The sequence below is a fragment of the Bacillus sp. Brlt_9 genome, from assembly GCF_051948935.1.
GTDB lineage: Bacteria > Bacillota > Bacilli > Bacillales > Bacillaceae_G > Bacillus_A.
Genome location: NZ_JAYJLO010000003.1, coordinates 485,821 through 504,393, shown reverse-complemented (window position 1 = coordinate 504,393; position 18,573 = coordinate 485,821). Strand labels below are relative to the sequence as shown.

General features: G+C 31.3%; 34 protein-coding genes. 8 read left to right on the top strand and 26 right to left on the bottom strand.

The features are described 5' to 3' along the window. Window positions 1-31 precede the first annotated feature (31 nt). The 11 genes from VF726_RS15060 to VF726_RS15010 form a co-directional block, all read right to left on the bottom strand. A complete protein-coding gene (locus VF726_RS15060) occupies window positions 32-1,021 on the bottom strand; it encodes a hypothetical protein (RefSeq protein WP_440169533.1) in 990 nt (329 codons plus the stop codon). An 83-nt stretch (window positions 1,022-1,104) separates the two neighbouring features. Beyond that, window positions 1,105-1,383 carry an ArsR/SmtB family transcription factor gene (locus tag VF726_RS15055; RefSeq protein WP_440169530.1) on the bottom strand — a complete coding sequence of 93 codons (279 nt, stop codon included), beginning with the start codon at window positions 1,381-1,383 and terminating at the stop codon, window positions 1,105-1,107. A 184-nt stretch (window positions 1,384-1,567) separates the two neighbouring features. Beyond that, window positions 1,568-1,825: an ArsR/SmtB family transcription factor gene (locus tag VF726_RS15050; RefSeq protein WP_440170195.1), complete on the bottom strand. Its 258-nt coding sequence runs from the start codon at window positions 1,823-1,825 to the stop codon at window positions 1,568-1,570. 305 nt (window positions 1,826-2,130) lie between these two features. After that, entirely contained in the window at window positions 2,131-2,607 is a 477-nt protein-coding gene (locus tag VF726_RS15045) for a hypothetical protein (RefSeq protein WP_440169528.1), read from the bottom strand. Window positions 2,608-2,808: 201 nt separating this feature from the next. Next, complete coding sequence (locus tag VF726_RS15040; protein ID WP_440169527.1) at window positions 2,809-3,066, bottom strand: hypothetical protein; 258 nt, start codon at window positions 3,064-3,066, stop codon at window positions 2,809-2,811. Between the two features lie 35 nt (window positions 3,067-3,101). Beyond that, entirely contained in the window at window positions 3,102-3,521 is a 420-nt protein-coding gene (locus VF726_RS15035; protein WP_440169524.1) for a DUF4262 domain-containing protein, read from the bottom strand. 162 nt (window positions 3,522-3,683) lie between these two features. After that, complete coding sequence (locus tag VF726_RS15030; protein ID WP_440169522.1) at window positions 3,684-4,322, bottom strand: hypothetical protein; 639 nt, start codon at window positions 4,320-4,322, stop codon at window positions 3,684-3,686. A gap of 444 nt (window positions 4,323-4,766) precedes the next feature. Beyond that, entirely contained in the window at window positions 4,767-5,543 is a 777-nt protein-coding gene (locus VF726_RS15025) for an RNA ligase family protein (protein ID WP_440169519.1), read from the bottom strand. Between the two features lie 178 nt (window positions 5,544-5,721). Further along, entirely contained in the window at window positions 5,722-5,907 is a 186-nt protein-coding gene (locus tag VF726_RS15020) for a hypothetical protein (RefSeq protein WP_440169517.1), read from the bottom strand. 41 nt (window positions 5,908-5,948) lie between these two features. Next, the gene (locus tag VF726_RS15015) at window positions 5,949-6,584 is read right to left on the bottom strand and encodes a hypothetical protein (RefSeq protein WP_440169514.1); all 636 of its coding nucleotides are present in this window, start codon (window positions 6,582-6,584) and stop codon (window positions 5,949-5,951) included. A 120-nt stretch (window positions 6,585-6,704) separates the two neighbouring features. After that, window positions 6,705-7,097 carry a hypothetical protein gene (locus tag VF726_RS15010; RefSeq protein WP_440169511.1) on the bottom strand — a complete coding sequence of 131 codons (393 nt, stop codon included), beginning with the start codon at window positions 7,095-7,097 and terminating at the stop codon, window positions 6,705-6,707. A gap of 151 nt (window positions 7,098-7,248) precedes the next feature. On the opposite strand from VF726_RS15010, the gene VF726_RS15005 reads away from it, so the two are divergent. Next, window positions 7,249-8,055 carry a flagellin gene (locus tag VF726_RS15005; protein WP_440169509.1) on the top strand — a complete coding sequence of 269 codons (807 nt, stop codon included), beginning with the start codon at window positions 7,249-7,251 and terminating at the stop codon, window positions 8,053-8,055. 102 nt (window positions 8,056-8,157) lie between these two features. Here the strand turns inward: VF726_RS15005 and VF726_RS15000 are convergent, their stop codons facing one another. Next, complete coding sequence (locus tag VF726_RS15000; protein ID WP_440169507.1) at window positions 8,158-8,559, bottom strand: hypothetical protein; 402 nt, start codon at window positions 8,557-8,559, stop codon at window positions 8,158-8,160. Between the two features lie 170 nt (window positions 8,560-8,729). Here VF726_RS15000 and VF726_RS14995 point away from each other — a divergent pair, with 170 nt between their 5' ends. Together VF726_RS14995 and VF726_RS14990 are read left to right on the top strand one after the other, a co-directional pair. Then, window positions 8,730-9,614, top strand: coding sequence for an ABC transporter ATP-binding protein (locus VF726_RS14995; RefSeq protein ID WP_440169505.1), 885 nt, complete (start codon window positions 8,730-8,732; stop codon window positions 9,612-9,614). A 1-nt stretch (window position 9,615) separates the two neighbouring features. Further along, window positions 9,616-10,824: an ABC transporter permease gene (locus VF726_RS14990; RefSeq protein WP_440169503.1), complete on the top strand. Its 1,209-nt coding sequence runs from the start codon at window positions 9,616-9,618 to the stop codon at window positions 10,822-10,824. A gap of 46 nt (window positions 10,825-10,870) precedes the next feature. Here the strand turns inward: VF726_RS14990 and VF726_RS14985 are convergent, their stop codons facing one another. From VF726_RS14985 to VF726_RS14945, 9 genes are all read right to left on the bottom strand, one after another. Continuing rightward, window positions 10,871-11,047, bottom strand: coding sequence for a DUF7167 family protein (locus VF726_RS14985; RefSeq protein WP_440169501.1), 177 nt, complete (start codon window positions 11,045-11,047; stop codon window positions 10,871-10,873). Between the two features lie 189 nt (window positions 11,048-11,236). After that, a complete protein-coding gene (locus VF726_RS14980) occupies window positions 11,237-11,614 on the bottom strand; it encodes a hypothetical protein (RefSeq protein ID WP_440169499.1) in 378 nt (125 codons plus the stop codon). A 442-nt stretch (window positions 11,615-12,056) separates the two neighbouring features. After that, complete coding sequence (locus VF726_RS14975) at window positions 12,057-12,284, bottom strand: hypothetical protein (protein WP_440169497.1); 228 nt, start codon at window positions 12,282-12,284, stop codon at window positions 12,057-12,059. Between the two features lie 84 nt (window positions 12,285-12,368). Beyond that, window positions 12,369-12,680, bottom strand: a complete 312-nt coding sequence (locus tag VF726_RS14970) for a hypothetical protein (RefSeq protein WP_440169494.1) — start codon at window positions 12,678-12,680, stop codon at window positions 12,369-12,371. Beyond that, on the bottom strand, window positions 12,640-12,852 hold the full coding sequence (locus VF726_RS14965) for a hypothetical protein (RefSeq protein ID WP_440169492.1): 213 nt from the start codon (window positions 12,850-12,852) through the stop codon (window positions 12,640-12,642). The genes VF726_RS14970 and VF726_RS14965 overlap by 41 nt, the downstream gene beginning before the upstream one ends. A gap of 69 nt (window positions 12,853-12,921) precedes the next feature. Beyond that, entirely contained in the window at window positions 12,922-13,218 is a 297-nt protein-coding gene (locus VF726_RS14960) for a hypothetical protein (protein WP_440169489.1), read from the bottom strand. Window positions 13,219-13,277: 59 nt separating this feature from the next. After that, window positions 13,278-13,499 (bottom strand): hypothetical protein, encoded by a 222-nt coding sequence (locus tag VF726_RS14955; RefSeq protein WP_088363344.1) that lies wholly within the window; start codon window positions 13,497-13,499, stop codon window positions 13,278-13,280. Continuing rightward, window positions 13,477-13,773, bottom strand: a complete 297-nt coding sequence (locus tag VF726_RS14950) for a hypothetical protein (RefSeq protein ID WP_440169486.1) — start codon at window positions 13,771-13,773, stop codon at window positions 13,477-13,479. The genes VF726_RS14955 and VF726_RS14950 overlap by 23 nt, the downstream gene beginning before the upstream one ends. A gap of 27 nt (window positions 13,774-13,800) precedes the next feature. After that, window positions 13,801-14,028, bottom strand: a complete 228-nt coding sequence (locus VF726_RS14945; RefSeq protein WP_440170192.1) for a DUF3797 domain-containing protein — start codon at window positions 14,026-14,028, stop codon at window positions 13,801-13,803. 199 nt (window positions 14,029-14,227) lie between these two features. On the opposite strand from VF726_RS14945, the gene VF726_RS14940 reads away from it, so the two are divergent. The 3 genes from VF726_RS14940 to VF726_RS14930 all read left to right on the top strand — a co-directional run bounded on the left by VF726_RS14940 (window position 14,228) and on the right by VF726_RS14930 (window position 15,190). Next, on the top strand, window positions 14,228-14,587 hold the full coding sequence (locus VF726_RS14940; protein ID WP_440169483.1) for a DUF1653 domain-containing protein: 360 nt from the start codon (window positions 14,228-14,230) through the stop codon (window positions 14,585-14,587). A 24-nt stretch (window positions 14,588-14,611) separates the two neighbouring features. Then, complete coding sequence (locus VF726_RS14935) at window positions 14,612-14,845, top strand: hypothetical protein (RefSeq protein ID WP_440169481.1); 234 nt, start codon at window positions 14,612-14,614, stop codon at window positions 14,843-14,845. Between the two features lie 96 nt (window positions 14,846-14,941). Then, complete coding sequence (locus VF726_RS14930; protein WP_440169478.1) at window positions 14,942-15,190, top strand: ferredoxin; 249 nt, start codon at window positions 14,942-14,944, stop codon at window positions 15,188-15,190. A 38-nt stretch (window positions 15,191-15,228) separates the two neighbouring features. Here the strand turns inward: VF726_RS14930 and VF726_RS14925 are convergent, their stop codons facing one another. The 4 genes from VF726_RS14925 to VF726_RS14910 form a co-directional block, all read right to left on the bottom strand. Further along, the gene (locus VF726_RS14925) at window positions 15,229-15,396 is read right to left on the bottom strand and encodes a hypothetical protein (protein ID WP_440169475.1); all 168 of its coding nucleotides are present in this window, start codon (window positions 15,394-15,396) and stop codon (window positions 15,229-15,231) included. A 122-nt stretch (window positions 15,397-15,518) separates the two neighbouring features. Continuing rightward, entirely contained in the window at window positions 15,519-15,896 is a 378-nt protein-coding gene (gene nrdI, locus VF726_RS14920) for a class Ib ribonucleoside-diphosphate reductase assembly flavoprotein NrdI (protein WP_440169472.1), read from the bottom strand. Window positions 15,897-16,019: 123 nt separating this feature from the next. Beyond that, window positions 16,020-16,316 carry a hypothetical protein gene (locus tag VF726_RS14915; protein ID WP_440169470.1) on the bottom strand — a complete coding sequence of 99 codons (297 nt, stop codon included), beginning with the start codon at window positions 16,314-16,316 and terminating at the stop codon, window positions 16,020-16,022. A gap of 221 nt (window positions 16,317-16,537) precedes the next feature. Beyond that, window positions 16,538-16,924 carry an ArsC/Spx/MgsR family protein gene (locus tag VF726_RS14910; RefSeq protein ID WP_440169467.1) on the bottom strand — a complete coding sequence of 129 codons (387 nt, stop codon included), beginning with the start codon at window positions 16,922-16,924 and terminating at the stop codon, window positions 16,538-16,540. A gap of 201 nt (window positions 16,925-17,125) precedes the next feature. Between VF726_RS14910 and VF726_RS14905 the strand changes: the two genes are divergently transcribed. Beyond that, the gene (locus VF726_RS14905) at window positions 17,126-17,461 is read left to right on the top strand and encodes a hypothetical protein (protein ID WP_088363164.1); all 336 of its coding nucleotides are present in this window, start codon (window positions 17,126-17,128) and stop codon (window positions 17,459-17,461) included. 141 nt (window positions 17,462-17,602) lie between these two features. On the opposite strand, the gene VF726_RS14900 is transcribed toward VF726_RS14905, so the two are convergent. Further along, window positions 17,603-17,737 (bottom strand): hypothetical protein, encoded by a 135-nt coding sequence (locus VF726_RS14900; RefSeq protein ID WP_440169464.1) that lies wholly within the window; start codon window positions 17,735-17,737, stop codon window positions 17,603-17,605. A gap of 481 nt (window positions 17,738-18,218) precedes the next feature. Here VF726_RS14900 and VF726_RS14895 point away from each other — a divergent pair, with 481 nt between their 5' ends. Continuing rightward, window positions 18,219-18,569, top strand: coding sequence for a hypothetical protein (locus VF726_RS14895; protein ID WP_440169462.1), 351 nt, complete (start codon window positions 18,219-18,221; stop codon window positions 18,567-18,569). Window positions 18,570-18,573: the final 4 nt, after the last annotated feature.

The following is an 18,573-nucleotide window of genomic DNA, read 5'->3' as shown; positions in this document are numbered from 1 at the left end:
CGCAAAGCTTATTTATTCTTTGCGGTTTTTTTTACCAAGTATTCACCGAGGTCTCCATATTAATAAACCCTATACAATGTTGCAGCAGCTCTTCTTTTGAATGATACAGGGATACTTTCTTTCCTACCCAATCAAACACAAAGTATCCATAGTCACACTTACAGTATTTTAATTGGAAATTGAAATAATCTTTCTTAATTACTTCTACCCTTCTTACAGTTGTATAAGCAATATCAAAAATAGGACCTTTTACACTCTTTTCAACACATTCTAATAACTCTTCACTAGAGTCATAATAAAAAATATCTTTTACCCTATCGGCTAATAGTTTTCGCACTTCTGATCTTTCGTTTTCATTTGTTGCAAAAGTGTGGGATAACGTTTTTGCATTTAATCGTTCAATGACTTGTTTTTCACATAGGTCTTTTTCAAGTATATTAATTGTCTGTTCATCAAATTGATCCAAAGATATGTACATTTCATTGTCATCCAAATAAATATGTGCTAATCCTGAGTTATTCTTAATAGGCACTACTTTGATTTCCATACCACACTCTTTGATATAGAACGTGTTAAATTCTAAAGATAGTAATACTTCTCCAAAGTGAGTACTTAAAAATTGATAGAAACGACCATACCACTTACATTCATTATAAGTTCTTATTTCATCTTCTTTCCAGACAAGCTCTAATACGTTATTTAGACTGTCAATAACCTTCACAATTCTGTCCATTAATGCAGCATATTCTCTATTTGTTTGTAACACGTCTGCTATGTCGGTTCTTCGATTAAAGAATATGTGGAAATTACCCGTCTCTTCAATATATCTAATCCGAAAGATATTAAATACATCAAAATCCTGATAGTCATCTTTTATTTCTTGTTTATAAACCCCATTTGTAATATATACTTTTACCCCGTTTGTAGTTAACGTGTCCGTTAGGAAGTCATTAAGCGCTTTTACATCCAACTTATGAATACCATCAACACTATGTAATAAATCTGATTTCTTTCTGTTCATTAAAAATAACTTCCCCTTTAAACATACTTCTTAAAAACAGGCAAAGAAAAAGCCTTTCTGCGATTGCAGAAAAGCATATGTTTTTATAGAAGTACATCAACTAATGATTTTACGTCCGTACTACTTACTTGATAAAAGATTTCTAAACCTTTTCTATCCGAGGATACAATTCTTGCACTTTTTAATTTCCCTAAATGCTGGCTAATTGTAGATTGCGGTAAATCTAACTCACCTTGAATTGTAGATACATTTTTAGGTCCATTAATAAGTCCTTTTAACATTTTTAAGCGTACCGGATGCCCCATTAGTTTTAACATTTCAGCTTTTTCTTCATATGTTTCAAATGAAATTGTTTTTGTCATTGTTCATATCTCCTTAAACACGATATACATCTGTTTTTTTTATATTATAACATCTTTTTTATCTTTTTCTATAAAATCTTTATATTTTTTTATTTACTTTTTTATAAAAGAGGATTATTGGATTCTTTTTTATTTTATAAAGAAAATAAAAAAGCTCTCCTGCATTACGCAGAAAAGCTTTTTGTTACAAAATACCTGTAATCATCTGTTCAATATACTCGCGTTCAATCGAATAATACATTTCTAAACCTTTTCTATCCGCTTTTAATAAATTACTTCTTTTTAATTTTCCTAAATGCTGACTTACCGTGGATTGAGGCAAATTTAAAACAGTTTGTATGCTAGTTACATTCTGTTTCCCTCTTACAGCAAGGAAATTAACTATTTTCAAGCGATCTGGATGCGATAAAACTTTTAAAGCTTCAGCTCTTTTCTGCATCATTTCAGTAATTTCAGGGGTATAAAAATTAGAGTTAAGATCTTGTCTATTTTTTTCCTCTATATCTATTGTCAAATTGACCACTCCTATTTATGTTTTTATGAAGATTTTATTATATATCATTTTGTTAAAATCAAAAGGTGCTTTTTACTACCTGCAATTCCATTTATTTCATTATCTCTATAATTCGCTGGTTATATTCTCAAAACCTTCCAGAATTATCAAAGATTTATTTTTATCATCTTCAACTAAACCATCGATACATAAAAAAAGACTTATAAATATCGATAAGCCTTTTCAATCATTTTCTATTCATTTGTAATTTGAAAAATGTAATCTGTATTCTTATTTATATCAAAGAAGACTTGTTCTTGCTGCTCTCGTGTCATTCCATAGGGGAAGAATAATCCTATTTCGTGTCGGCCTTTTGTACCCGTTGACCGTCCTACGTAAACATCATTTACTTTTGTTATTTCTTTCATTCTTTGTGCAATTTGTGCTATGTTTTTTATTATTTCTTCTGCATTCACAGTACCCCAATCATTGCATTCCTTATCTCTAAGGTCTAAGACACCAGGATGATTAAACTCAAGCACAGCAAAAATACCGAATCCATCTTCTCTATTAACCAATTTTTGAAACCAGTTATCAGTTATCGCGTTCGTTTCTTTATACCATTTCATTACTTTTTCAGGAACGATCTCTTTGCCTATTCGTTCCCCTTTTTCATTTACTACAACAGATAATCTAGCTGCCGCTAAATGAAATGTATTGTTAATATCCATTGGCCCCTCTCCTCATTGCACCCATAATTATTCATTTGTGTAACCCAATATTATTATAACAGAAAAAGCCAATAATATTAGTATCTAAAGCTCATCAATCTAACCCTCTTTCTTTTAATTTTTTTAAAAAGCCACCAATCAAATTGATTGCGGCTCTATGTATATATTTGTGAATTGAGTACTGTCTTTTGACAAATACTACTAGGAGTTTGAAATATGCGTACGATAGTACACACGAATATAATGATCCATAATTATTTCATACCCTAGAACAGTAACGGTACAATGATAAGAACTTATTCCCATTTCTTTCAGTTCTTTTAATAACTTTTCAACCTCTTCCCAGTTATCTAAATCGTCGTGTTCATATGAGTGAAAATATTGGAGTCGATTTTTGTCCACCGGTTTTATTTTCAAAGCTTTTTCTATTTCTTTATTATCCATTAGATCATAATTCATATTTACTTTCTCCTTTAAAAATACTTTATTAACTTTTAGTGCAACAATTCTTCGTGCAACTGATTGCAAAATGCTGAATCATATCCTTCATCTTCTGGGAAATTCCCTTTTTTGTCCGGTAGGATCATACGTAATACATTTCTACCATTTTCAGTTCTCTCTACAAAATAAACATCATAATTTTCTAAGATATCATCATATCTCTTGTTTACCTCTATTGTTTCTCCGTTTTTCACACGATCAACCAACATACTGAAAAAGATATGTGCTAAATGCGGTGGCATATACACCACAATTTGAAAATCTTTATGCTTATACGTCTGCTCTACACCAACTGTATGCATATTAAGTATTCCTTGTTCAACATCAATAGGTTCAGCAACATCTGTATACCAACCAAAGGTTTCTAATGATGCTTTCTTTCTCAATTCTTGTTCTTTTTTGAAACTTTCCATTTATGTACCACCTTGTCGTTTTTTATATTTTATCCATATTTTAATGTTTTTGTAGAAAACATATCATTTATACAGATTAACAATGAAATCAGATTCTATCTAATGGTAATTCACACCAATAAAGTTATGCGTTAAACAGTAACAAATAAAAAAGGACTCCCCCTATAGGTAAGCCCTTTTATTAATTACTTTTGAAAATGTTATATCGTTTACAGTGCTATCAACACTAGCTACATATTTATGTAATTCTTTTTGTGCGGAAATAATATTTTCCCCATAATTTACGAGAAAGGTATCTCCATTCTTTTTTACTGCCGAGTAAAGTGTATCACTCAACTCCTTCGAACTAGGCGCGTACGGACTAACAAGATAGGATGCAGCAAAGTCTCCAGCATCTTCATCTCTAAAGTCGTACATTACTAGCTCCTCCATACTTTGATAACTATTACTTAATATATAGTATTCTAACTCCCCATCTTCAGCGACACCGCCAACTAGCATATTAATACAATAGCCCAATAAAGGATCTTCTTCATTATATTCAACAAACTCAATCATCAATTCCTGCAATTTCAGCGCCATCTGCTTAATGTTTAAACCAAATTCATACATCGCAAATGATTCTTCGTAAAATTTATCAATGATCTCAACATCACCAGTCGCTGCCACAATTAACTTATCTGAAATCATTCTGTATTTTATGTAATCCTTTTGCACAATTTCTCCATCATACTGTTGAGCCTGGCCATCAGTCATAACCGATAAATATTCCTTTGTTGCTATTACAGAAACAAAACTCATTTCCCCACCTCATAACATTTAGTTATATACAATTATAAATGTATCATCCATTTAATCACACAAAAATTTCCTACTCATACTTGCAAACCTATTACATATGTGTAGAAAGAGTAAGAATAGGTGGTGACTATTTTGCGGAACGATAAACATATACTGATTCATTTTTATTGGACATTGATCTTAGGAATATTACTACTTATTCTCTCTATCTACGACATTATAATAAATCGTTATATGGGGTATTTCTTTCTTCTCTCTTCTATGCTCTTCTTTACATTTTGTTTTTTGTTTTACAGAGAACGACGTAAGTATAAAAACTCATCTAACAACATTTCATTATAAAAGGCAATGTTCATTTATGAGCTCAGTGCCTTTTTTCAATGGTTTATTATTTTAGACATACCTCAAACAAATATAAAAAAGACCAATAAAAATTGGTCTAGTTTATTTTGTGCTCTTTAATGTTCTATCATATTCTTCAATTCTAATTTTAGCTATCACTTCTCTATTCTTTGTTCTACAAATAACACCTTCTGATTGACCAGTAGTATTAATACCAACTCTTGTTTCTCTAAATTGCTCTAACCATTCCGCCATTCCTTTAACATCTACTGGTAACTCTCTACCCTTAATTGAAGTTAATAATGGTACAACCTGTAATTCATTATTATTTGCAAACTCCATTCGTTTTTCACAATCATAGAAAGGCTGATTTCCACGATCACGCCAGCCAGCAATTTTAGATAGCGGCATCTCTAATAAAGAATCCAACTCTTCTTGGGATAATGCAAAAACATCAAACAGTCTCCCGTTTTGAGTTTTGTCGGAAGAGTATTCTTTCGTGTGAGGTGTATTACCACCATATGATTCAAAATACAACGCAATTAGTCCTGTAAACCCCTTTAACTTAAGACATAACTCATCAGCAACAGGTGTAAAGTGGTTGGCAATATTACCAATTGCATTACCAATTCTATCTCCCTTTGCCAACAATAACTCTTCTCGGGAACCGATGAAATAATCAACATTTAAACCATCACCTAAAAGAACTACTCTTGAGTTCTCCCCATTTATTTTTTCATACACATTAATGGTACTCTCAGCATCAAATATAGAAGTTTCCACTCGCTCTTCAAGTAATCTTCCTTTACCTATGATTTTATGGTAAGTCAATATTGATGGGTATTTTGTAATTGAATTTAATTTTCTATAGTCTAACATTCTGTTGCTTTCCTCCGGTTTATAACAAAATTATTAATTTTCTATAGTAATTATAAACAAATGTTTTAATGATTTACCACAAATAATATAAAAAGCTTTATATTTTCATATAATAAATATTCAAAAAGGCCCTTTATTAATAAAAACGAGCCTTTTTCATTTCATATTCATTTGTTTCTTACCATTTAAACCTTTTACCCTGCTGTTCTGCTTCCATCTTAGCATTAATTAACTCAATAACATCTGTAATCGATGCTTGTGTACGCAGCAATTTTAGAAAGCTATCATTGTATTGTTTATAATCGCGAAATTCTTTTCTACACTCATTAATTAAATGATCGATTGCGTGATTATCTTTTGCCATTTCTAACACTCTCCTCTATCCTTTCAAGATTTACATTTTATTTAACTAGCGATTATTTTTTCACTAATCGACTTATCTACCTCTTCACTAATTATCTCTATACACTTTTGATTTACTTCATTTCTAAAGGCTACTTGGCCTTCCGTTGTTAAGTCACCAAACTCATCTATCCTGCTTCTAAGAAATTTTCTAATATCTATTCTTCTAACATTTCTTCGTTCTTTGCCGGCATATAGTAGTTCCAATTCAATTAAATCTAAATACGAATACTTAAAATAGGCTAAACTCTTTAATAATTTCGCGTTTTCCCCTTTTACAAACGTGTTTCTTACTAATAAATCCATATTACTTGTAGAAAGGATACCGTATTTTAACACCAACTGGAGTCTTAATCCTTCACCCGTCATATCCATAAGCGTGAAGTACGGTTCGATTCTATCACGCTGTGTTCCCGATACTTTTTCATAATGAACTTCAAAAAATACTGATTCAATAATTTCGTATATTTCTTTTATACACTTTTCCCTTATTTCCCCTTTGGAGATATCTACTCTATCTTCCTCAATAGTAATTTTCAAAGAAGTAGGTATTATATTGTCGTATTCCTTATATTCAAGATAGGGAAATTGCTCAACTATCTTATCGATGATCTCTTTAGTAGAAAAAACAAAATTCATATAGTCCCTGCTCTCAGTGTTTTTCTTATTATACAATTCCACCTAATTAAGTTGAAAAAAACAAAAAAGATCGTGTATAAAACACCATCTTTTTATTAATTATTTTTATTTAATTTAGACTTAAATTAAAAGATTACTTTTTAAAATTACATCCCATAATGCATCACAGATTTCTTTATCTTCACTTTCCACACCAATATTCCCATTTCGTTTTACAAAACTAACACGCCAATAGTATTCTTCTTCACTCTTTACATTTTGGATATTAACCTTACCATTCTTATGTATAACCGTTAGCAAATTCGCTATATTACAGCGGTTAGCAGTTTCTACTAATGTACCGTGCTTCCACCCTTTTTCACGAAATGCTTCAAGAGCAGACTCTACGTGTTCTACAGTGGACCACCCTAACCAAATTGTATCAATCAATTCGTGGTTACTCAAAGTCAATATCTGCTCAGCCGTTAATTTAGTTAATTTCTCGACGTCTATATTATTCTTTTGTTCTTCCATTTACCTAATCTCCTTACTACAACTATTTTACTTTCTTAATTATAAACAAAAATTCCAAATATTTTCCTAGAAGAAATAAAATGACCAAAAAAGTTTGAGCTTTTTTAAAAGTTCTATTAGTATCAAATCCATTTTCAGGGGGTGTATAGTCTTGAGATTCGATCCATCTATAAGTACTAATATTCGTAACCAAATTCAAAGGTCAGAAAAATATATGAATAACTCTTATCGTTCTATTTCTACAGGGAACAGAATAAACACTGGTGCAGATGATGCAGCAGGATTAAGCATATCAGAGCGACTAGTTGCAGCTGCACGAGGAAAAGATCAAGCGATTAGAAATGTACAAGATGGTATTTCATTCTTAGGAGTCGCTGAAGGCACTATTGGAGTTATGCAGGATATGTATCAAAGAATACGCGAGCTATCTGTTCAAGCGGGAAATAGTACATACAGTAATAACGATAAAAAAGGTATGCAAGCTGAAGTGAAATCATTATTAGATCAAATAGACAATCTAGCAAACAACTCTACCTTTAATGGCATTAATTTATTCTCTAAAATCGACGATAACGTTTCTCTACATATTGATGAAACAGCTAAAGGGACTCTAGATATTCGTATGTATGATTTAACTACAGCAGCCGTAGGTATTGATTGGATTGATGTTACAATCGATAATCAGTCAGCTATTAATGCAGTTGATACAGTAATAAATAATATTAGTAAAATGCGTTCAGAATACGGTGCATATATGAACCGTTTAGATGCTCGTTTAAAGGATTTAAGTCAAGGCTCTATTCAACATAAGAATTCTAACTCTGTAATCAAAGAGACAGATATGGCTACAGAAATGAGCAATCTAGTAAAAGAAGAGATCAAATTTAATACTTCTAGTAAAATGCTTACCGTTAGTAACAGCCATTACGAAAAAGCAGTACAACTCTTAACTAATTAATATGTATTCAAATTAAGCAGCTGTTTATAAGGCCTAGAAATCTATAAAAAAAGACCTACAAAATTTAAGATAGGTCTTTTTACGTTTTATATTTTATATTTTTCATAACACTAATTCATAGTTACCTAAAAATTCTCCATCGTGATAAAAACCCATATGCTCTACAGGCACATATCCCTCTTTCATACACAATCTATTTATTTCTTTAGTATATGTTTGTATAACGATAATTTTTTTAAATCCTTTGGATAGAGCTAGAGATTTCAACTGTCTAAAAATTTTTGTTCCTAATCCTTTCCCTCTATTTTTTAAAAAGATACGTGATATTACTAACTCGCCATTATACTGCGACTTTATGTATAGTTCTGTTTCTGGTGTTTCTCCATTTAAACTGACAGTCATAAGTAATTCGTTCACCGTTAGTTCTACTGATGTTTCATCAATTTCCTCCATTAAGCCAATTATCTTAGAAAAATCTTCATTAGTTAATTCAATACGTTCCATCTTTATTATGTTCTCCCTCAACTAATCGAATTAGTTATTTATTTTAAGGATTTTACCACAAACCATTACAATTTGGAGTGATTTCAAATATTTCTAATAACATTAAAGGAAATCTCAATAAAAAGGTAATCTACTTTATAGAAATGATTACCAACTAATAGGAGGCAGCTATGTCATTAACCATAAATAACTTAATAAAAAAATACGGTCAGCATACCGCAGTAAATAATTTATCTTTCCATCTTCCTACCGGTGAAGTACTCGGTCTATTAGGCAGAAACGGTGCTGGTAAAACGACTACGATAAAAACTATTATGGATCTTATTCCACTAGACGAAGGAACAATCCTTTGGAACGATCAACCTCTAAACCGTAAAGAACTTTCAATTGGCTATTTACCTGAAGAGAGAGGACTATATCCAAAAGTTAAAGTAGGAGAACAACTGAAGTACTTTGGGAAATTAGAAGGAATGAGCAGACACGAAATAAATACTGCAATCGATTACTGGTTAGAACGCTTTCAAATTACGGACTATATCAATAAATTAGTCGGTGAACTCTCAAAAGGAAACCAGCAAAAGGTGCAAATAATTGGGACACTGCTGCACGATCCACAATTAATTATTTTAGATGAGCCTTTCAGTGGTCTTGATCCAATAAACGCTACATTACTATCCGATGTAATCGAGGAGCTCATCAATAAAGAGAAAACAATTATACTGTCTAGCCATCAAATGGGACAGATTGAATCTTTCTGTCAAAACGTCGTAATGATGAAGAATGGCGAGGTAATGGTTTCTGGACGACTACAACAAATTAAGGACGATTACGGATATAAAAACCTTAAAATTCAAACCAAAAAAGCCATTAACAAAGAATTGAAAGCACTAAATATCTCTTTTGAACAAAAAGAACTCGTTTACACAATACAGGTTTCTAGTGAAAAAGAAGGATTACAAATCATAAATAAACTTACTAATAAAAATGTAGAATTCCATAACTTCTCATTGCTAGAGCCAACCTTACATCAAATCTTCGTAGAAAGGGTGAAGTAAAATGAACCATTTTAAAACGGTATTTGGCTTTCATTTCAAAGAGAGTATTCTATCAAAAAACTTTATTATTTCCACTCTCATATTAGTAGGGATCATTCTAGGATTCTTTGCATTTACACACTTCTTAAATTCAGACGATAAAAAAGATAAGGTTGTCGTTGTAAATAATTCATCCTATCAGATAGATGAAAAGACACTTAATAAAGACAATTCATTTGCTACTTACAAACTTGAAGACGCGAAAGTTATTTCGGAAACTAAACAAGAAATTAAAGATGGTGGCGTTGATGGATTATTTATTATTGAAGATATAAATAGCGCACCTACAATTCAATATTTCTATAAAAGCTTCTCGGACTTTCAAACAATCTCTCATTTAGAGAATAAGCTACAACAAGCCTATTTAAATAAGACAGTACAGGATAAGCATATACAACCTGAAATCGCGAAATCCCTTCTTACAAAAGTAGTAGTAAAAGACTCTCCTCTTGAGAAGAAAGATTCAATCGGTTTAGTCTACTTCTTTATCTTTTTAATGTATATGTTCTTTATAATGTTTGGCCAAGCAGTATCTATGAGTATCTCAGCAGAAAAAACATCTAGAGTTATGGAAATAATGATTACTAAGGTTAAGCCAATTACAATGATGTATGCCAAGATTTTCTCATCACTTGTTAATGGGCTAATTCAAATTGGGATCGTAGGCTTATGTTATTTAATAGCTAAGCAGCTGGGATGGGCATCTGAACAAATGCAACTTTTCGGAATGCCTTTAGATCTTAGCGTACTTAATATTAATACTTTTATGTACTTCATTATCTTCTTCATTCTAGGTTACATCTTATACGCATTATTATTTGCTGCCCTTTCTTCTGTTATTAATCGAATCGAGGATCTTGCAAATGTTATTTTCCCTGTTACACTTGTATTAATGGGAGCATTCATAATCGGCATCCGCTCAATGATTGAACCGAACAGTGCAGTAGTAATGTTCGGTAATTACTTCCCGTTCTTCTCTCCTATCGTAGCTTTCTCAAGAATAGTTTTAGGAGAGGCTACCCAAATGCAAATCATTCTTTCTATAGGAATTCTAATCACTACTATCCTTATTACAGGTATCTTCGCTAGTCGCGTATACAAGAACGGCGTAATGAGATATAGTCATAAAACTACACTTATGGACGTATTAAGACTTGTTAAGAGGAATTAGTGCATTCAAAAAGGCTCATATTTTATATGGGCCTTTTTATTATTTATCATTCTCTTAAATAAAATCCACTTTCAATTTGATCAAATATCCAATCTAGCAGATAGTTTTTTCTAATATATTCCTCTCTGTTTTCTTCAGGAATATTCATTAGTTCTTCTTCCGGAATATCGATTGTTGCTTCTACCTTTTCAATTCCTAAAACAACGAAAAATTTATACTCCATTTTAACCTCCAGCTACTCTTTCGATGTAAATAAGTCTACTATAAAATTCTAACTTAATTTTATTCCAAGACAAACTAAAAACATCACAAGAATAATGAACGGCCACTTCTTTCGTCCTGCTAGAAACCAGGCAGCGGTTAAAAATACTAAAAGTAACAAAAAGATTTCCATTTTTATTCTCCTTCTATTTCATTTGTTCTGAACATTATTTATTAGTTTCTCAACATCACTTCTGTCATTACAGTTCTCTACACCGAAAATACATTCAAATTCGTTTTCATCTTTTATAATTTCCAAAATCAATTTTATATTCTCTTCGCAATTTAGATCTATTGCGAGTCCTGAAAACTCATTTCTATCTTGCCCTACTGTTTGATAAGCGTTATAAACCTTGTATTCCTCTTCATCCTTAATGAATACAAAGCCAGCAACACTATCATCACCAATAATATTATCCCTAGTATGTGAATCTATTAAGTACACCAAATGATAATCTAAACCTTCATTTTTTAGTTCTTGTAATAGAACCTCTCCTTTTTCTACATCAGAAACTTTAATCGCACTCATTTTCATCTCTCCTAAATAATTTTTCTGATTATAACCTATTTTGAAGCAGAATCTAAAAAACAATTATTTTTTTACCTCTTATATATACACAAACGTTATCCTCAATTAATCAACCCAGTAGACCTACCATATATTACAGTGATACCAGTTAATTATTCAGCTTCCTTAACACAAAATAACTAAAAAGGCTCATACAAATTATGAGCCCCTGTCTATGTATTCTTTTCATAAACGTCCACATTCAATTAGAACTATTACCTACTGCAATATTTTCATTTAAAAGTTCTTATGTAAACATCACGCATATAGGACGTAGTAAAATTCTTTTGATCGAAATTTAGATATTTCCCTAATCTTGCTACCTGTCTGCGTCTAAGATATCTCATTACTTTTTTCCTCACACTTCTAATAAAATACTAAATGTTTAAATTAACGCTTCAGTTTAGTTTTTTAATTCTTTAAAATGCTTTTCAAAAAACGAATTAAGTATTTTGTTTTCACATCTTTTAATTATATGCTGTTCATTTAAATCATTTTTTGCCCGTAATACTTTGACCCTTTTATAAGGATCTTCCATCGTCTGTTGATGATGTCGTCCTTTGTATTCTTTACCTTTTGAGAAAACTTTTTTTCCTGCAATATCCCCACCAAACTCAGGATCACTATTCATATAAACATCTTCAATACATAACAGCCTCATTCACACTTTCGCTCCTTTATATACATTACTTAGCTAAGAAAAGAAGTTTATTTTTTAATCCTGCCATTTAGCCCAGTAATCCCAATCAAATCCTTCTTGTCTTGGCGTTGATACGGCCATCTTATCCAAATCAACTACAACATTAGCCCTTTTAACTACTTCGTAATCTTCAAAATCATCTTCACTTTTAACTAACTCAACATATGAGTCTTCTGTCACTCCCTCACCCATTATCCGATCTTTTGCTTCCTCGTACTCGACCGTTGCATCTATTAAATCTACAAATTCCTTACTCATCCAATTTTCAGTTTGAACTCTGTACTTCTCAATCCAAATCCTCCTTATAAACGTTATCAACCCAAACAAATTTGCCTTGCTCATACCTAAACATTTCAACAGCGTCCGCATCGATAAAAGCAGATAGAAGCTTCTTTGAATGTTTATAAGCTTCTACAACATTTAATTGAATAGCGGAATCACAACCGATATTATTTGCGCCACTACTCTTTACTACAAATGAGTATATTTCCAATGTCAATTACTCCATTCCCCTGAAAATTTCAATTAAATAACTATCTTTTTAAATAGCACTTCTACTACAAATCTTTTATTTCTGTTTAAAATAGTTATCTTCTAACTCCTTGGCATATTCTTTAAACGTTTTTTTAATAGGATTAAAATGTTGCATAAGTTCCTCTTCATCTAAAACATAGCTATCAATTCCTGTTCCGACACCTATACCTGTAAACGTAGGTGTGTTAATAACAAATTGTAATTCTTCTGTCTTTAAGCCCCTTGTAAAATCAGATATAAAGAATATCCATCCTTTAAACCCTAATACTTTATGATCTTCTTTTAATTCCATTAGTGTATGCCATCTTGAAACATCCTTAGTCCAATTCATTTCATTTCCTCATTTCCGTATAAATTTCTAATTTGAAATCATTTGAATATCGTTTTAACTTAATTAACTCTTATTATTCTTCCTTTTTCATCTTTGCCTACACCATAACTTTTTTGACAACCTAAACAGAATAAATCCTCACCTATTTCTCTTCCTTTAATAAGCAGAGGACCACTCATACTAGGATGACCCTTTGCTGTAATCCCTGTAGCAGCATATATGTAGCCTCTAAAATTTAATGTTTGACCACAATCACATCTAGGTTTTTCGTATTTTCCCATTCCAGCACCTCTGTTTTAAACAAAATTCTAATTCCTCATCCCAACGATCTACTCCACCCCTAGAATAAGAATAGATCCCATTCTTATGAAGTGTCTCTAATTCAATTTCTACAGGTACATAGGCATCTACACTCAATTCTTTCTTGATAAATGCTTCTGCTAAAGGTTTCGTAGGTAAGAAGCACGTTTCTGATAGATTCACCGTATCTTCTTCTTTTTCAAAGTCGTAATAGACTTCCTCTTGAAATTGATAAGCAAGCTCCCAAAACTTCATAATTCATTTTCTTCCGTTCAATACAATTCAGTTATTACCGCTTTTGTTACAACTCTTTATAGCCTCATTAATCACTTGCTTAATTTTCTTTTTACTTACTCCGGTATTAACATCGTATCTGAAATTAAACCCACACTTACAAGTACGTTTGATTATATTATCATCAACTTCCAATGTACCTTCACCATTGCCTACAAATCGATTCCCACAATTCGGACAGTCATTAATAAGCGGGGATATTCTTAAATAATCCATCGAGTTCATTTTTAATCTCCTTTTTTATTCAACATCATATGTATTTAAAAACTAAAAAAAGATCTATCAATCTCCTTATATACTTTTTTACTATTATATAATATTTGAACGATAAATATAAAAACAATTATTTTTTCCACTTTAAATTTCAAATAACCTAAAATTAAAATAACAAATATTTAGAGGAGCTTAAACGATAATGAAATATTTCGATATGTACAAACACCATAAAGGCGATGAATACATTTACTTTGGCATTTCTATCCCTTTACAAGATAAAGAGATTAAATTCTCTGTACACGGAACCGCACTTAATGAAGTTGGAGTAGCTAAACACGAAGAAACATTAGAGCCTGTTGTACTTTATGACTATTTCGGACTGCAACAATCAGGTGGAGCCGGACTAATATTCACAGATTCAAAAATCCCCCTTGTTATATACCAAAACGTTAAAGACGAGGGCGAGGAAAACATATGGGCTAGACCTGTAGATAAGTTCTTTGGGCCAACAATCCTACAAAACGGCAAAATAGGACCTCGTTTTACATTAATAAAGTAATTAAGGAACATTAAGGAGTCTTTTATGATTAGAATCAAAGAAAAAACAATTCGTAACCTACCTACCTCAGCAAAAATAATGTTTACTGCTTATTTTATAAGTTTAGGTCTATTATTCTTACCTATTACCCCTCTTAAGCAGGTATTCAATATTTTGTACATATTAATGTGTATTGCATTAACATCATTCTTTATTAAAGAACTGAAAAAAAATAATAAAACAGAAAAAAACATAGTCTCTGAAAAAAACAAACAATAAACATTTCTGAACTCACATTAGATTTGAGGCAGGAAGGAAAAAACATTTCTTTTGGAAATTCTTTGTTAACCAAATATATTTTAGGAGGTTACAAAGATGGCATCATTTACTATTGTAGATAAAGATACTTGTATAGCTTGTGGGGCTTGCGGGGCAGCTGCACCCGATATTTTTGATTACGATGATGAAGGTATGGCAGAAAACATTTTAGATGATAATACTGGAACTATCGAAGCACCATCAGAGCTTCAAGAAGATTTAGAGGATGCAGCTGAAGGTTGTCCAACAGAATCTATTAAAGTTGCCAATGCACCTTTCAATGGAGATCCTCTTACATTTGAATAACAAATATAAAAAGACTTATCATTTCGAATAAGTCTTTTTTATTTGTTCGGCATTACTGTTATTCCAGTCCCTACTTTTTCATTAGTATTAATTACTTTATATTTATTTCCAGCAAAAGTGTATTTTTGTACAAAATCCAAATTCACTCCAAGTACCCCTATCAAAAAACAAACACCAGCCAATAGGATAAGTTTCTTCCTTTTCATTACGAAATCCCCTTTTCTTAATGTGTAGATATTATATATTTAATTCGTAATTGTATGTAAAAAACTTTCCGTTAAAAAGGAGTATTTCCTTAACCGAAATACCCTATTTTTTTTACTTATAGCTAAGCTGCAATTTCATAAAGAATTCTATTACGAACTATTTCAATATCTTTATTTGTTCCAGCCATTTCAAATTTATGAAGAAGCGGAATATTACTTCCGTCCGCTAGTCTATACTTTTGTGAAATGATATCTGCCGCTTTACCAAAATTGTTTCCCCAATTTCTATTACCGCTTGATATAACTCCACGTAAATATATATGGTTATCTTCGAGAAAATTTTGAACCTCATCAGGCACTTGGCCAAAACCAATTGTATATGTAATCAATACAAACGGTTCTGTTAAGATCACCTCATCTTTTATTTCCACCGCTCTCATTCCTAATTTATTTACAAAGCTTCTCACTTTACCCGTTTTTGATGCGTAAACAATTAACATATCAAAATCCCCCTTTATTTTTTTCTGATTGTAATTGGATTCTAGTTTTTTGGAGGATTTTCAATAAATCCTTTACTTGAAGTTTTATTAGGCACAAAAAAAGAAGAGGGGATACCTCTTCTTTCACCAAGTTTCATAACCATATGTTCTATACTCCCTATTAATTGGAGTATGCCATTCACCTTGTTCACGCTCTCTTTTCCATTTTTGTCTAAACCTCTTTTTAACTACTTTCTTGCTACAAGCATTTTCGTGTTTATACCAATGGATATAATGTTTTCTTTTTAATTCACGCTCATATTTCTTTTCCTTTTGAGGATCATCCGGTTTTTTAGTACCCTTTTCCCCATAAACCTTTTTATATCCCAGTTGTTGTTGCTGTTCTTGCCACTTAATAAATTCTAAATGATTATTATTCAACCTTTCTCACCCGTAGGCAGGTTAGAATTACGGTGCTACCCGTTTACTACCTACTTATGATTTAGATCTATTGCACACAAGCATCACTCCTATTTTGTATATACGGTACCAAATATTATATCCACCATTTCAGGATTATCACCACAATATTATAGTGATATCCCATTCAATAGTCTATTTAAAAGACCCTTCTTTTCCAAAGAGCCTAAATATGTATATTATTAACCAGCTAATGCCATTAATTCTTTTAATTGTTGCTTTCTAAGCTCTCTCGTGAAGAATACACTCATAAAATTGTCATTATATCCAACATAAAAATTATGTCTTCCGATTAATATTGGTGTTTTAAAATAAGTAGGATTATCTGTTAAGAATTGCTTACATTCTTTTACACTTAAATCTAACAGATCCTTTAGCTTATTACGATTAACTAACCCTTCAAAACCAGTAGGTGATTTCCTAATCAATTCATTTAAGTGCGTTGTACTCATTGTACATTCTTTCCCTAATCTAACTCTTTTATATGGTATGTTATTTTCATCTAAAAACTTTACTGCCTTCCTTGAAGAAGCGCATCCAGATTTTGTGTAAACTACTAATGTTTCCATATTTCTTCTCTCCTAAAGCATATATTAAATTTCCTCTTTTACTTATTTCATTATATATCTTTCCGAATAAAAAAAGGTAAAAATATAAAAAGTTTTTTATAAAAGTCATAAAAATAAAAACCTTGAAATGGTTTGTATTTTATTTTCGCAAAGAAAGAATACAAAATTGAAAAAAATAATTATTATTCGAGGTACAAAAAAATGACTTTAGTTCACATATTCAAAGAAGAAGTTCATACAACTACATTACCACGAGTTCAAAAGGTATTATCTGAAATGGAATTATATGATTTCAAAAGAGATCGCAGCGGGAAAATCAAAACTTTTTACTTTTATTTCATTTATAAAGAACAAAAATATGTATTAGAACATAGTTTTTTATACCACTACACAGGTGTAGATAATTGGTTCAAATTTAGGAAACCTTTCTTCTCATTAAAACCTTTCTATTTAAGTAACGGAGAGCTTCAGGAGTTATCTAATTCACTAATGAAATCTGTGAATAAGTGGAACACTTTAAAAAACAATAACGGATAATTAGTTCAATCCAATAATTCAAACTAAACACAAATATATTATGTTTCAGCAAATAAAAACGCAAAGGCTACAGATACCTTCGCGTTTTTATTCGTTTATACCATAAGTATTACAACCTAGCACAATTCTCTTCCTTATATATCATTCACTGTCGATATTTGACTTCAACAAGGATTCTAATTCAACCATATGCTCCATTACGTGTTCAAGAAACAATAACTTTTCAATTGTCACTACACCAAAACCACATTTTACAGCTTCAGCATATACATTCATATACAATGTACTTCTTTCTAAAATATCTTTTATTATTTGTTAACCATATATATATTTTATATAAAGTAGCTAAAACTAACAAACAGGTACTTAATACATATTTCATATTTTGAGAGGATGATTACATTGCCTAGTAGTAGAATTAACTTAGAGAGAGCCGTTAAAGATGCAGAGAAATTCCTCAAGAGAAGTACAAGTACAAACAAAGAATTAAAACTACCAAAATCAACTTAAAATAATGTTACCCGTGCATCTAGTTTTGCCGCAAACAATCACACGTTACAAAACATTATTGCAAAACAACTTGGAGTTGAAAAATAACTCACATAAATAAGTGAGTTTTATTATATAGATAATGTTTCGTACTAATGAACTTTCATATTAAATTCAATACTGGTGCGATATTCATTATTCCATTTATTTTTTCCTAATTAGGACGTTTGCAACTTATAATATAGAAAAACAAAAGTGAGGCAAAATAATGATTGAAAACAAAGTTTTGAAATTTGGTTATGGGACTATGTCAATTGGGGCAGATAGTTTTACACGCACTCTTAAAATATTTCATATCCAGCCCCCAGGTACAGTAGGAGAACCTATTAATAAAAAGGACGTTCAAATAATAGATTCAATTCATTTTCGATACGATGGCTTATCAGGTGATATGAAAATATTTCTTCAGGAATTACAAAACGCAACACCAGAAAACCCTTTTGTTCAATTTAGAGGATATACTTTCGACTTTACAAACTTCAATTTAAAGTCAATCGAAGTCTTAATTGAATATACTCAAGAAGTTATAAGAGGATGGCAATTTTGCTTGGCTTGTTAAAGTA